The sequence below is a fragment of the Sphingobacterium sp. UBA2480 genome, from assembly GCF_002341965.1.
Lineage (GTDB): Bacteria > Bacteroidota > Bacteroidia > Sphingobacteriales > Sphingobacteriaceae > Sphingobacterium > Sphingobacterium multivorum.
In genome coordinates this window covers 495,562-508,569 of sequence record NZ_DDPA01000001.1, presented here as the reverse complement: position 1 = coordinate 508,569, position 13,008 = coordinate 495,562, and the positions used below count along the sequence as shown (strand labels likewise).

General features: G+C 39.9%; 14 protein-coding genes. 5 read left to right on the top strand and 9 right to left on the bottom strand.

Annotated elements, in window-relative coordinates:
• Positions 1–209: 209 nt before the first annotated feature.
• Both B3600_RS02355 and B3600_RS02350 read right to left on the bottom strand, forming a co-directional pair.
• Positions 210–395 (bottom strand): hypothetical protein, encoded by a 186-nt coding sequence (locus B3600_RS02355; protein ID WP_286751950.1) that lies wholly within the window; start codon positions 393–395, stop codon positions 210–212.
• A gap of 79 nt (positions 396–474) precedes the next feature.
• Complete coding sequence (locus B3600_RS02350) at positions 475–975, bottom strand: RNA polymerase sigma factor (protein ID WP_286751949.1); 501 nt, start codon at positions 973–975, stop codon at positions 475–477.
• A gap of 396 nt (positions 976–1,371) precedes the next feature.
• Here B3600_RS02350 and B3600_RS02345 point away from each other — a divergent pair, with 396 nt between their 5' ends.
• A complete protein-coding gene (locus B3600_RS02345; RefSeq protein ID WP_070563936.1) occupies positions 1,372–1,620 on the top strand; it encodes a hypothetical protein in 249 nt (82 codons plus the stop codon).
• 42 nt (positions 1,621–1,662) lie between these two features.
• Here the strand turns inward: B3600_RS02345 and B3600_RS02340 are convergent, their stop codons facing one another.
• Positions 1,663–2,013 carry a hypothetical protein gene (locus B3600_RS02340; RefSeq protein WP_286751948.1) on the bottom strand — a complete coding sequence of 117 codons (351 nt, stop codon included), beginning with the start codon at positions 2,011–2,013 and terminating at the stop codon, positions 1,663–1,665.
• Between the two features lie 141 nt (positions 2,014–2,154).
• On the opposite strand from B3600_RS02340, the gene B3600_RS02335 reads away from it, so the two are divergent.
• Entirely contained in the window at positions 2,155–2,733 is a 579-nt protein-coding gene (locus B3600_RS02335; protein ID WP_046673497.1) for a hypothetical protein, read from the top strand.
• A 185-nt stretch (positions 2,734–2,918) separates the two neighbouring features.
• The gene (locus B3600_RS02330; protein WP_046673496.1) at positions 2,919–3,188 is read left to right on the top strand and encodes a hypothetical protein; all 270 of its coding nucleotides are present in this window, start codon (positions 2,919–2,921) and stop codon (positions 3,186–3,188) included.
• 75 nt (positions 3,189–3,263) lie between these two features.
• Here the strand turns inward: B3600_RS02330 and B3600_RS02325 are convergent, their stop codons facing one another.
• From B3600_RS02325 to B3600_RS02300, 6 genes are all read right to left on the bottom strand, one after another.
• Positions 3,264–5,075, bottom strand: coding sequence for a glycoside hydrolase family 15 protein (locus B3600_RS02325; protein ID WP_070563945.1), 1,812 nt, complete (start codon positions 5,073–5,075; stop codon positions 3,264–3,266).
• Complete coding sequence (locus B3600_RS02320) at positions 5,075–7,258, bottom strand: bifunctional alpha,alpha-trehalose-phosphate synthase (UDP-forming)/trehalose-phosphatase (protein WP_286751947.1); 2,184 nt, start codon at positions 7,256–7,258, stop codon at positions 5,075–5,077. The genes B3600_RS02325 and B3600_RS02320 overlap by 1 nt, the downstream gene beginning before the upstream one ends.
• Positions 7,259–7,514: 256 nt before the next feature.
• Positions 7,515–8,156, bottom strand: a complete 642-nt coding sequence (locus tag B3600_RS02315) for a hypothetical protein (RefSeq protein WP_046673493.1) — start codon at positions 8,154–8,156, stop codon at positions 7,515–7,517.
• Entirely contained in the window at positions 8,157–8,663 is a 507-nt protein-coding gene (locus tag B3600_RS02310) for an S-ribosylhomocysteine lyase (RefSeq protein ID WP_046673492.1), read from the bottom strand.
• Between the two features lie 110 nt (positions 8,664–8,773).
• Positions 8,774–9,064, bottom strand: coding sequence for an antibiotic biosynthesis monooxygenase family protein (locus B3600_RS02305; protein ID WP_046673491.1), 291 nt, complete (start codon positions 9,062–9,064; stop codon positions 8,774–8,776).
• A gap of 122 nt (positions 9,065–9,186) precedes the next feature.
• Positions 9,187–10,110, bottom strand: a complete 924-nt coding sequence (locus B3600_RS02300) for a LysR family transcriptional regulator (protein WP_286751946.1) — start codon at positions 10,108–10,110, stop codon at positions 9,187–9,189.
• 77 nt (positions 10,111–10,187) lie between these two features.
• Between B3600_RS02300 and hutH the strand changes: the two genes are divergently transcribed.
• Positions 10,188–11,747, top strand: a complete 1,560-nt coding sequence (gene hutH / locus B3600_RS02295; RefSeq protein WP_112374086.1) for a histidine ammonia-lyase — start codon at positions 10,188–10,190, stop codon at positions 11,745–11,747.
• A 10-nt stretch (positions 11,748–11,757) separates the two neighbouring features.
• Positions 11,758–13,005 carry an imidazolonepropionase gene (hutI, locus tag B3600_RS02290; protein WP_286751945.1) on the top strand — a complete coding sequence of 416 codons (1,248 nt, stop codon included), beginning with the start codon at positions 11,758–11,760 and terminating at the stop codon, positions 13,003–13,005.
• Positions 13,006–13,008 lie beyond the last annotated feature (3 nt).

The window sequence follows — 13,008 nt, the reverse complement described above, 5'->3', positions numbered from 1 at the left end:
GTCGGCTTTTTGAATTTCTATTTTTCACTTAAGAACGCCTCAAGTAGCCCTGCAGTTTTGTGAAAGAACAGGATAGGTATAATTTCATCCATGAAGGCGATTTTATACTGCGTACCATCAGTAGATTGTTGCACGATAGCTGGAGCGAAACGCAAAAAAAACGGCTGCTTTAAATTGCTAAAGCAGCCGTTGGACGGTAATTGCTATCTTTATTTTTTATTAAAAGAAGTTTTTTTACCTTTTTCCGTATCGACCTTAATCTGTTTCTTGTCTACTGATTCCGAAACTTCTGGTTGAACAATGGTTTTGCTATTTCCTTTTCCTATCGGACCGCCGCAGATAAGTAGCGCAATGACCATAGCTTGCTGATTATTTATTTTAACTCTTGATTTCATATGTTTACCATTTAACGAATTGTTGTGATGTCGGTTAGCTGCTTCTAGATAGATAACCCTAGAACCACCTTTTTGTTTTTTATTTGAGCCTGTAAATTTTAAGTTGCTTTTGAAGTTTCTTTCTTGTCATGTGGATCCTGGTTTTTATAGTGCCTTCGGGCATGTCAAAATAAGAGGCTATCTCATGATACTTGTATCCTTCGAGAAATAATTGAAACACTTGATAATTTTCTTCCGACAAACTGCACATCGCTTTTTCAATATCATCCGCGATGAATTTGTTGTCACTTTTATTTGTTTCTATTGTATTGGTACTTTCGAGACCGATGTAGGTTTCGTGGATATCATTCGTACGCTTCGCTTTGCGGTATTGATTGATGTATACATTTTTCATAATAACGTAAAGCCAAGACATTAACTTGGGGTGACGGATAAAATCATCGATCGATTTTAATGCGCGGATAAGTGTTTCTTGAACCAAATCCTCTTTTTCATCAGGATCATTGGTGAATTTTCCCGCGAAATGTTTCAAAAGACTTCTTTTTTCTTCGACTAACAAATTTAAATTGGAATTGTTCATAGTACCTTTTGTTAAATTGACTGATGTGTATTCGATAAACAGAGGTACAATTAAAGTGCTAGTTTTGCGATTTAGAGGTCATCCAAACCTTGTTTAAACAGGTATATGGGAAAAATACGTAACGCTGCGTATCCTTGATTTTGTAGTAGAAACACTACAAAAAAGCAGGATTAAACGTGTCGCAATAAAATTTACTGCCATGAATAGTTTTTTTAATTGGGTATTTGTTCCTAAAAAAAATGTCTTTATTACGGGTATTACCTGTTTTAATGATTTATGCCAGTGTCCATTTTTTCAAGCAAGTTTTAAATTTCTTGTTTTTATCAGCTTTTATTGAACTAATAAGCTTTGAACGTGGTTCTTATCGAAAAAGATTAAAGCAAAATAAAATAGACTATGAAAAAGAGCAAAAGATTCACATTAACTTTAGGAGCGATATTATGCGCTACACTATTCTTTTCGTGCCAAAACTCGACCAAAAATCAAACTGAGGGAAGCGGTCAGTCAGACAACATTGCACCTACTGATGCCGACGAAACCCGGTATAATTTAAGCGAACAGCAAAAAATGACCATGCAGAAAGATACGAGTTTAGCAGACACACTTAGGAAAGACAGTATCAATAATAGTAAATCAAAACCTTAACCATCTCGTCGACCTATCAATATATCTGATAAAAAAACTCCCTTAATTAAGGGAGTTTTTTTGCTCTTTCTTTTGATCCGAATCAGCACCATAAATATCTTCTTCAGAATGGTCCGGTTGCTCTTTCTTTTGATCCTCTTCTGTATTAATTTTTTCTTTATTACTACGATCGCGTTGTTCTTCTTCGCTTGGATCAGGCCCCTCTGCATTTTCAGGATAGTATAGGTCAGGAGTTACGTCTTCTTGGGAAGGGACTTGAGGCTGCTTCCGTACAGAAGTACCATCGTCGGTACTTGGATCGTTGTCTAGAGGGTCTATTTCGTTCATGTACATGGAGTTTCTCCAATATGATTGTGAAATAGAATCACCAAATTGAATTGCTGTATTCATCATCTTTTTAATAAAGAACAGCAATTAAAACTGAATGGTTGTTTTTTTTATTAAAAAGTGGTATCCATATTTTAATGATAAATTTAAAACTTTTCATTTATTGACCTTGTTATTAAATTAAAGTAATTTAGAACATACATATATATGAAAAAATCGACACTTCTTTTATTAATAACAGCAGGTATTGGGTATCAGGCCCATGCGCAGAAAATTGAGACCACGCCACAGATGTCATCGGAGGTAGGCATCGAACCTATAAAGCAAGGAAACTGGATGGTCGGTGGATCGATCGGTAATCTAGGCTACAGCTTTGAAGCAAAATCGTTTAACATTGCACTTCAACCGAGAGCGGGCTATTTTGTTTCGGATGGTTTGGCCATCGGAGCGCAAGCCAACTTAGGTTTGGCCACGGTAAAGGATGCTGATAATGAATGGACATATGGGGTTGCACCTTTTGTACGCTATTACTTCCCCAATGCAGGTTCAACTACAGGGAGATTCTTTGGGCAGGGAGACATCGGGATTTCGGGTAGCTCGAAAGGGAAAGATGTTGCGCTGGCCGTAGGAGCGAATGTGGGTTATGCACATTTTATTACCAGGACAGTGGCTTTGGAAGCCACCTTCGGTTATAACTACAGTAAAGCCAATATCAATACGGGTAGTGGAGCGAGTGGATTGGGGGTAGGTTTGGGTTTTCAGATCTATCTGCCTGGCAAAAGATAGATTAATCTCGTACAGACTTAATAAAAGCATGTTTTCAAACCATAATGGTGAAAACATGCTTTTTTTATATAACGTGTTTATACTTGATACTGTGTATAAAAGACGCATTTTTGCTGGAATCAGCAAATGATGCAAACATTTAGACAATTACTGATGTTCCCTTTTTAAGAAAGGAGCAAATTACGATGACTGGAACAAAAAATATTGGGTTGGTACTAAAAGATAAAATGGGGAAATGGTCTTCTTATGATATACCATTGCTTAAGGAATGTCATCTAAATAATAAACTGGTCAAAAGTAACGAGCAGGAAGGTATTTTTGTGGTGGGAAGCTTGGCAACAGGATTATATATTTTCTCATTGTATAAGAACCGTTTTATCGATTTAATGGGTAAACAAATTGGGGTGGAAGAAATCTGTGAGCATTTTGATCGATACAAACAGACCTTAATATAAGCACCGATAGCGCTTTCGAATGCTCAAACCGAAGGTGTTAACCTTACTTTTTAACACCTTCATGTTTGTTTTATGTTAGTGAAAAATTGGTTTATCCAATTTTATCGCTAGGCGGTAAACAGCATTCATCAATCCAACGTGACTATAGGCTTGAGGGAAATTACCCCATTGGCTACCGTTATCTTCCGTAACATCTTCGCTGAACAGACCTAAGTGATTGCTGTAGGTCAGCAAACGTTCGAGAATCTCTTTCGCTTCTTCCACACGCCCTACGCAGGCCAAGGCTTCTACATACCAAAATGCACAGACCAAGAACGTGGATTTGGGGCGGCCAAAATCATCTTGATGCTTATACCGATAAAAAAGTCCATTTTCGCCTTTTAATTCTTTTTCCAGCATCTCGAGGTGATGACGTGCACGGTCCGATTTTGGGTCAAGATAATCCATAACAATAAGCTGTAAGGTGCTTGCATCTAAATTTCGGCTGTCTAATGCGTTTTGATAGACTTTTCGCTCCTCGTCATAACAAGCTTCAATGTAAGCTTCTGCCTTTTTTAGGAGAACATTCGCGCGATCCTCCATATCCTGATAACCATTTTGGCGTGCAATTAATAGGGCAGCTTTGCATCCAACCCATTGGAAAAGATTCGAATAGCAGTGATGGTTGGCAAAGTTCCGGAACTCCCAAATGCCGGCATCTTTTTCCTCGATTGTGGCTTCTATTTTTTCCAGAATAAAATTCACCCAGCCTAAGACATTTTTGTTTTCATGGATTTTAAAACGCTGATCAGTGAAAAGAGGCAACAATGCAATCATAGCCTGACCATAGACGTCATTTTGGATATGTTCAAACGCCTGGTTCCCGATTCGCACTGGACCGCTTTCCTGATATCCTTTTAGATAGGGTAAAATATGTTCCGTAAGCTCGGAATTGCCGAGAATACCGTACAATGGTTGAAGCCTTCCCGGATTACGATGTGTGATGCCGGCAATATAGTTTGCAAAGCTTTCCATTTCTTCAAATTGACCGATATGCGTCAGTGCCGTTAGCACATAGTAGCTATCCCGTACCCAGCAATAGCGGTAGTCCCAGTTTCTGCCAGAACCAGGGTACTCGGGCAAGCTTGTTGTTGAAGCTGCTATAATTGCTCCTGTGTCCTCATATTGATGGAGCTTTAGCACCAAAGCGGATCGAATAACTTCTGTTTGATAGATGTTGGGAATACTACATCTTTTAATCCATCGCTGCCAATAGCTAATTGTCTTATGGAGAAAATCTTCGCAGGTACCTGCGATAGCTGATTCGAAAGCAGCATCATAGGTCAATACAAGGTATTTATTCTCACTGATGATGGTCCAGCTCTCCTCTTGAAAGAAATGAGAAATGGGCAGATCCGTAGTAAGGCGAATTCGTTCTCCGATCTGGTCGTTACTATACAGGATATGATTGCTTCCACGGGTTGGTTTAAGTGCCAATCGGCCATAGTCGCCAGTAGGATGACACCTAACGTTTACACTGGGGACCCCATATAAAGGTTCGATCTTCCGGACCAACATCAAAGGTTTAAAATATCGTCCGAATTGTTCAAATCGAGGGGCAAAATCCGTAACGCGATAGGCATAGGACGCTGTATGGATTTCCGTGCAGAGCACGTTGGAGTTTTTGATGTAGTATTGCTTGGTTTCGACAATAGGTTCCTCTGAGCTGATCTCAAAGCGCCCGCCTTGCTGTTTGTCGAGCATACTGCCAAATACAAAGCTATCTTCGAAAGAGGGCCAGCACAGCCAAGATATATTGGTATCCATACCGACATGCGCAATATAGGAACAATTGCCAATGATTCCAGATTGATAGGTATGTCTTTTTTCCATTGTATTTTCGTTCATTATTTTATGATAAGTTGATTCAAAAATTGAAGAACATCTTCTTGTTCATCCAGATAATATTTTGCCGCAGACTTATTGCTACCAACTTTAATACTTATCGTCGATTGAGGAAGATAACGGAATAGGTCTTCATCGGTAATGTCGTCGCCAATGACCAACATAAAATCTGCTTTTATATGACCTGCAATTTCCAATGCTGCTTTACCTTTGTTAACTTCCGTATTTTTAACCTCAATGACCGCATTTCCGTCAAGTAACTGTAAGCCATAATCATTCAGCATCGGGTTTAAAATCTCTTTTAATTCAGTGGCTTTAAGTTCGCCCAAGCCTAATTCTACTTTTCTATAATGCCAGGCCAACGAATAAGGCTTGACTTCAATAAATGCGCCTGGAGTTTGGTCGGCCAATTTTTCCATCAATTTTTTTACTTCGGGCATCCAATGAAGTGCCAGTCCTTTTTTATATGACCAGTTGAAATTTGGGAAATTTGACCAAATGCCATGTTCGGCAACCAAATAGTAAGACCGACCGTCAAACCAAGACGATAAGCTTTCTTGCGAGCGCCCGCTTATGATGACCAAGGTATTAAGTGGGTCTGAAATAATATTATCCAAGAGGTTGTACAATAAGGTCGTCGGAGTTGCTTTTTGGGCGTGGTTCTGGAATTTGACCAAAGTGCCGTCATAATCCAGGAAAAAGAGCCTATTGCTGCTTTTACTGTATCGTTCCGAAATACTACTGAACACTTTATCTGAAATCCGCCTTGCCCATTCATCACGCTGGATGGCTTTGGTTTCAGCCAGGCGATTGGTAAATAGTTGCACCCAATGCTGTACATTAAACTTCTGTATAATCTGAATATTGGCATCGGTACGTTCCTGAACTTCTTCGGGCGGCATTTTAAGCGCTTGGTAAATACTGTCAGCAGTTTCCGTTCGATTATAGGGGTTGATAATCAAGGCGTCAACAAGTTCTTTGGAAGCGCCCGCAAACTCACTTAAAATCAACACACCTTTTGATAACGTTTTACTGGCGATATATTCTTTACTGACAAGATTCATCCCATCGCGCGTCGATGTAATCATGCAGATATCAGATGCAACATATAATCCAACCAGCTCCTCGAATGGAAGTGATTTGTAAAAATATAATACTGGCGTCCAGCTTAAATTTCCATAAATGGAATTGATTTCACTCACCTTTCGGTTAATCTCGTCTTTCAGCTTCTTATATTGCGACACTTTATCCCTTGATGGCACGATAAGCATATATAAGACAACTTTTGTATGCCATTCGGGGTATTTTTCAAGGAAGGTGAGAAAAGCACGTAATCGCTCTAATATCCCTTTGCTATAATCGAGCCTGTCGACCGATATAATAATCTTCTGGTCGGGAAAGTGGCTTCGAAATTGGCTTGCAATGGATTGAATTTTTGGTTGATGGCTGACTTGGACGAATTTATCAAAATCAATGCCCATCGGAAAGGATTCCACAAAGATATGGCGATCTTTATATTTCAGCTGATTATAACCAGATGATACATGCAGTATTTTTTTGCAGGCGTTTAGAAAGTTCTGGCTATCAGCGAACGTATGAAATCCGATGAGATCCGCACCCAATAAACCTTCGACCAATTCTTTACGTTGTGGAATGTTCATAAAGAGCTCTTCAGAAGGAAAGGGGATATGGTGAAAATAACCGATGTTGAGTGTTTGGTTTTCTGAACGCAGCAGTTGCGGGAGCAGCATAAGCTGATAATCCTGCACCCAGATAAAATCCGAAAGTTGATCGATGGAAAGAGCGGCTTCACAAAATTTTTTATTCACTGTGACATACGTAGACCAATATTCGCGATCAAAATGAATGTAGCTCGGCTGATAGTGACAGATAGGCCAGAGAACCTCATTGGAATAACCTTCGTAGAAATTGCGGATTTCATCTTTTGATAAGAAAACAGGAAGTAAGCTCATCGGTTTGAGAAGCTCAACAATCTTTTCTTTTTCCTCTTCATCTTTCGGAACGATTCCCGGCCAGCCAACCCAGAGTATTTCGTCGCTATCAAAAGCGGAGTTTAACCCAGTTGCAAGTCCACCCGCACTCGGCTTGATGATTAATTTTTCTTTTTTTCGTTCTATTTGTATCGGCAGTCTATTTGAAATTATTATTTTCTTCTTTTTCTTCATAAGAATATTAGATCGATTTATTTGCAGTGTGGAAGAGTTATATTGACTATAACGATGGGCTTGTCATCCACTATCTGAACAACCTCGGCGAAGAATAGTTTCGATAAATTCAAATTAGAAGGACGGTAGGGGCAGCTGTTGAAGAAAGAACAAGGTAGTTTATTGGAATAATGCTGGGGAATTTGGGCAGCGGTACGGCCCAAATAGCAACAAAAAAGACCTCTATTTCTACAGGTCTTTTTGTTATCTCATTAACTTACGATATAGGGACAGCAGCAGCTTTTTCGTGATTCAATTTTTTCATAAATTGATCGAGGATGTCTCCTAATCTCCCTGAAATTTCCCCTAAAATGCTTTCCCAATCTTTAACGGTACCATCACAATTGTCTGAAACAATTTTAATGCTATGAAAGGTGAGATTTTTTTGAAAACAGAAATTCGCTAGGGCATAAGATTCCATATCAAATGCCAGAGGATTAAAATGTTTGATATCCTGATAAAAAGCCGTATTTACATTGATAAAACGATCCGATGTCAAGAGTGCATCTTCGTAACGAAATTCATCGCGTGAAATGGATTCCAAAATCCCTTGCCCTTTAAAAAACAAGGTGTTTTCCAGAAAAAAACCATCTGTATACGCGTCTCCTTGCGCATAGTATGCCGGATAAAGAACATGTCCTATCGGATGTCTTGTACAGCCCACAGTGCCCACATTGAGAAGAACAGGATTGATCCCTAAAGCTTTGATGTCTTCATAAAGCGTAGCAACGGCTAGGAGAGCATTTACTTTACCTACACCAATTTCGTAGACAAAAGTCGATTCACTGGTCGGATTAAAAGATAGCTCATTTTTATTTGCTACCAAGATAATCGTTTCAATATCTTTATTCAGGATCATTTAGTTTTCTTCAATATATGGATACTCAAAAGCCAATTCTCCGGCAGTTATCAGATTTAAGAAGTTAACACAAGCCTGCTTTGAGGTGGGAAAATCCATAAATGTGTAGTTTCCGCAGCTAATCGGGTTTTGGAAAGGTACTTCGTATCCTTCTGTAAGAATAGTCTCTAATACTTCTTTCATCAATTCCGCCACATTCTGAGGAGTTTTCGCTGTTCCAGCCAATACAACATAAAATCCCGTGCAACAGCCCATTGGTCCAACATAAATAACCTCATCACCTAAGATGGTTCTAATTTCTGTTGCAAAACAATGCTCTAAGGTATGCATGACTTCAGGCGATAGCATACGCTCAGGAGAATTCGGTCTGATCATGCGAATGTCGTAAGTTGTATAACTTTCAACATTGCTGTTATTGGTGGTAGAAGCTTTAGCGTAGATCCCTTGTTTTAATTTGGTATGATCTACCGTAAAACTATTTACTTTTGCTTTTTCTTTTGTGTACATCTTGTTCTGTTCAAAGCTGTAACGCTTGCGACGCTACAGGGGTTAAAAGTTGAATATCAAAAATTTCTACAAAGATACTAGATTATTATAGAAAAAGGACGATAAAACTACTATTTTAACACTTCATAATGTTCGACTGTTGGAAACGGATCGTAGTAATGATGTAAAAGTTTTTCCCATTCCTTAAATAATGCAGATTCTCTGAAACCGATGGTATGATCTTCCAACGTTTCCCATTCGACCAATAGAATGTACTGGTTGTCTTTCTCAATACATTTACGTAGTGAATGCGTTATATAGCCTTTACTCGCACTAATATACTGGCAAGCTGTTTTATAGTCTCTTTCAAAATTGGATTGTTGTCCTTCAATAATTTGCAATACAGCTACTTCTAAAATCATAATTTGTTTTTTTATCAAGTTTAGTAAATAACTCAAACTTAGAAAATTTGTTTCTGATATGCAATACACGAACAAGCTTACCGAACAATTTATTCTTTATTGTTTTAATATGGACTTAGACCTTAATTATCCCGCTTTGACGTATTATATCCGTATTTTAGTTTTGAAGTGATGATCTGGGTGACCAATGGAATACCCGGGTTGCGATTTTGTGCATTCCAAACTAGAGAGAGCGTTGTTCGTTGTGGTAAACCGTTCAATTCAAGGAAGGTGACATCAACATGGTATCCGTTCTTTAAAGACGAAGGAACAATGGCAACACCCAATCCCTGAGCAACCATATTGAAAATGGTCAAAGCATTCACAGTGCGCAAAGTAACTTTGGGGATAAACTTATGATCACTAAAGATACTCATGACGAGATCATAATAAGAGTGGCTATAGTTTTTGGAAAATAAGATAAATGATTCATCTTTTAAGGCGTCAAGACTTGCTTTCGGCGAATTCAATAGGGGATGATCGTTGGGTAAAACGAGACTAAAATGCTCGGTATGTATAGGCAGGCTACATAGGCCAGGTGGCGTTTCCGAAAGACGAACAAAGCCTAAGTCCAATTCTTTTTTCTCCAGCAGATCCAGCTGGGTTTCATTCGCTAGTTCGTGAAGTGCTAACTCAATATCTGGTTGCTGCTGTTTTAAATTGAGTAGTAGTTCCGGCAGGATGGTCTGAACAGCCGACCCAATAAACCCCAGCTTTAAGGTACTTATTTTACCATTGGCAAAGCTTTGAAGTTGAGTTTCAATCTGATCCAAGTGCCTAAAGAGTTCTTTCACCTCCGCAAAGAGATAGATCCCAGCTTCCGTCATTTGAACATTTCGTTTATTACGCTCAAAAAGTGCTACGCCATAGGATTCCTCCAGCTGCTTAATTTGTCTGCTCAAGCCCGGCTGCGCAATAAACAATTTTTCGGCAGCCCTTCTAAAATGCAGCTCTTCTGCCAATACTTTAAAATACAGTAAGTGTCTTAGTTCTATTTGATAATTCATGGTTATCAATTGATGATAAAAATGGTATTTCTAATTATCAAATATAGCAAGTACATTTGAGTAAAGCAGATAGGAAGATGGAAAAATTTTTATACGGCAGTGGGCAGCTAACATGCTCCATAGCCTTAGCCATAGTAAAAGGAACGGTTACGGGGGAAATATCACCCGGAGTCAAGAATAAGATCGAGCAGAGCGCCAGTTATGTCCGTAAAATAGTCGAGCGTGGTGAGGTTGTCTATGGGATTAATACCGGTTTTGGTCCCTTGTGTACCACACTTATTGACGCAAGTCAAACGCAGTTGCTACAAGAAAACATTCTAAAAAGCCATGCTGTCGGTATGGGCGAACCTATCGCCAATGATTTGGCCAAATTGATGCTTATTCTTAAAGTTCACGCGCTTTCTCAAGGATTTTCGGGTGTTCAGTATGCGACAATTGAACGGATTATTTGGCATATCGAAAACCATATCATTCCTGTGGTACCTAAGCAAGGCTCTGTCGGCGCATCGGGTGATTTGGCGCCATTGTCACATTTATTTTTACCCTTGATTGGCTTAGGAAAAGTCAACGTAGAAGGGGAAATTATGGAAACAGCTACCGTTCTGGAAAAATATGGTATGGCTCCGGTGCACTTGGGCGCAAAAGAAGGTCTGGCTTTGATCAATGGAACTCAATTTATGGCAGCCCATGCTGTGATGGCTGTTGCTGAGTTAAATCGTGTACTTCAGAATGCTGATATTATTGCGACCTTAATGATTGAAGGTTTAAACGGCTCAATAAAACCATTTTTTACTGAATTACATCAATTACGCCCGCATGCCGGAAACCGTTATGTCGCTGCAAGCATTTTTAACATGCTTCATGGCTCCGCCATTTTAGAAAGCCACAAAGACTGTTCCCGCGTACAAGATCCCTATTCTTTGCGCTGTATCCCTCAAGTCCACGGAGCATCACGCAATGCTTGGCTTCATTTGAAGGAGACCATAGAAATCGAAATAAATGCAGTGACCGATAATCCTGTGATCATTAATGATGAACTAACCATTAGTGGCGGTAGCTTTCACGGACAGTCAATCGCTTTGCCTTTGGATTATGCCACACTTGCTGCATCGGAAATCGGCAATATTTCGGATCGAAGGGTTTACTTGTCTTTAGAAGGTCAAACCAACGGTGTCCCAAAATTGTTAATGAAATCAACCGGTCTCAATTCAGGATTTATGATCTTACAATATAGCACAGCCGCGATTGCAAGTGAGAATAAAGGGCTTTGTTTTCCTGCAAGTGCAGATAGTATTCCTACCTCTTTAGGCCAAGAGGACCATGTCAGTATGGGATCTATTTCCGGCCGAAAATTACTACAGGTCATTGACAATGTTGATAAAATATTAAGCATTGAACTGTTATGTGCGGCACAGGCAAAGGATTATCATCAGCCATTAAAATCGTCTGCAGCATTGGAAGCTATTCATGCGAGAATTCGTCAGTCCATTCCGCATATCGAATCCGATCAACCGATGGAAGAGCTGTTGACTGAAGCATTAAGGCTCGTAAAATCGGGCGAACTGATCACATTGCATCGTCAATATGCGACGGGCGAAATTGCTGCGGATTTGAAACAAAGATTTGAAGAGTTTTAGACGAAGAAGGATGGAAAAAGAGCTAAAATTAGTTGGACCTTTTAGGCAGATATTAACCATGTCAAATATGCCCGTTAATGGGGCGCTCCATGATAAACAAATAGTTATTATTAAAGATGGAGGTATTTTAATAGCAGGTAACGATATCATGGAAGTGGCGGACTTTGAGGGATTACAACTGCAATGGGGAAAGCAAGTGGCACTTGTACATGTAGAAGGAGATCAGGTCGCCTTGCCAGGCTTTATTGATTGCCATACGCATATTGCTTTTGCCGGTAATCGAGCGAATGATTTCGCCCTCCGAAATGCAGGCTCAAGCTACCTGGAGATTGCGGCAGCTGGGGGAGGGATTTGGAGCACGGTATCACACACAAGGGATTGTGATGCAGCAGAATTGATTGATCTCACGATCCAGCGTGCAAATTTTCTGTTAAGGCAAGGAATCACAACAATTGAAGTTAAAAGCGGTTACGGTCTTAATGTTGAAGAAGAGCTGAAGATATTACGTGTCATTCAGGAGTCGGATCGTCGTACGGCATCAGACCTTGTTCCAACTTGTTTGGCGGCACATATGCTCCCGCGAGACTTCAGCGGATCGCCAAAGGATTATCTTCATCGAATTGCAACAGATCTTTTTCCGCTATTGAAATCAGAAGGGCTGTCAAACCGGATTGACGCATTTATAGAAAAAACAGCGTTTCAAGGAAAAGGCATTGTGGCATATTTACAAAAAGCAAAAGCAATGGGTTTTGACCTGACTATTCATGCCGATCAGTTTACAACTTCGGGAAGTCAGATTGCAGTTGAACTCGGTGCCCAATCTGCGGATCATCTTGAGGCATCAACAGCAATTGAAATTGACCTTATTGCCCATTCAGATACTGTTGCGGTGGCGCTACCTGCGGCTTCCATCGGACTTGGATGTGGTTTTACGCCAGCTAGAAAGCTGTTGGATGCAGGTGCATGTTTGGCCATAGGCAGTGATTGGAATCCGGGTTCTGCACCCATGGGACAATTATTGACAAGTGCGAGTATTTTGGCAACAGCAGAGAAGTTGACAAACGCTGAATTGCTTGCTGCATTAACCTACCGTGCGGCCAAAGCTTTAAACCTGTCGGATCGCGGCGTGTTAGCCAAAGGCATGAAAGCAGATTTCAGTATATTTAAAACAGCTAATTATCAGGATATTACTTACTACCAGGGAAGTTTGCAACCTACAGCAGTATGGAAAAATGGTCGGGAAGTATTCTCATTATAACAA

Bases quoted from the DNA above. Each gene is read 5' to 3' on its own strand.
- B3600_RS02345 (WP_070563936.1), top strand. From the start codon at position 1,372: ATGAAAAAGAGCAAAAGATTCACATTAACTTTAGGAGCGATATTATGC.
- B3600_RS02325 (WP_070563945.1), bottom strand. From the start codon at position 5,075: ATGAACGAAAATACAATGGAAAAAAGACATACCTATCAATCTGGAATC.
- B3600_RS02330 (WP_046673496.1), top strand. From the start codon at position 2,919: ATGACTGGAACAAAAAATATTGGGTTGGTACTAAAAGATAAAATGGGG.
- B3600_RS02305 (WP_046673491.1), bottom strand. From the start codon at position 9,064: ATGATTTTAGAAGTAGCTGTATTGCAAATTATTGAAGGACAACAATCC.
- B3600_RS02315 (WP_046673493.1), bottom strand. From the start codon at position 8,156: ATGATCCTGAATAAAGATATTGAAACGATTATCTTGGTAGCAAATAAA.
- B3600_RS02350 (WP_286751949.1), bottom strand. From the start codon at position 975: ATGAACAATTCCAATTTAAATTTGTTAGTCGAAGAAAAAAGAAGTCTT.
- hutI (WP_286751945.1), top strand. From the start codon at position 11,758: ATGGAAAAAGAGCTAAAATTAGTTGGACCTTTTAGGCAGATATTAACC.
- hutH (WP_112374086.1), top strand. From the start codon at position 10,188: ATGGAAAAATTTTTATACGGCAGTGGGCAGCTAACATGCTCCATAGCC.
- B3600_RS02340 (WP_286751948.1), bottom strand. From the start codon at position 2,013: ATGATGAATACAGCAATTCAATTTGGTGATTCTATTTCACAATCATAT.
- B3600_RS02320 (WP_286751947.1), bottom strand. From the start codon at position 7,258: ATGAAGAAAAAGAAGAAAATAATAATTTCAAATAGACTGCCGATACAA.
- B3600_RS02300 (WP_286751946.1), bottom strand. From the start codon at position 10,110: ATGAATTATCAAATAGAACTAAGACACTTACTGTATTTTAAAGTATTG.
- B3600_RS02355 (WP_286751950.1), bottom strand. From the start codon at position 395: ATGAAATCAAGAGTTAAAATAAATAATCAGCAAGCTATGGTCATTGCG.
- B3600_RS02310 (WP_046673492.1), bottom strand. From the start codon at position 8,663: ATGTACACAAAAGAAAAAGCAAAAGTAAATAGTTTTACGGTAGATCAT.
- B3600_RS02335 (WP_046673497.1), top strand. From the start codon at position 2,155: ATGAAAAAATCGACACTTCTTTTATTAATAACAGCAGGTATTGGGTAT.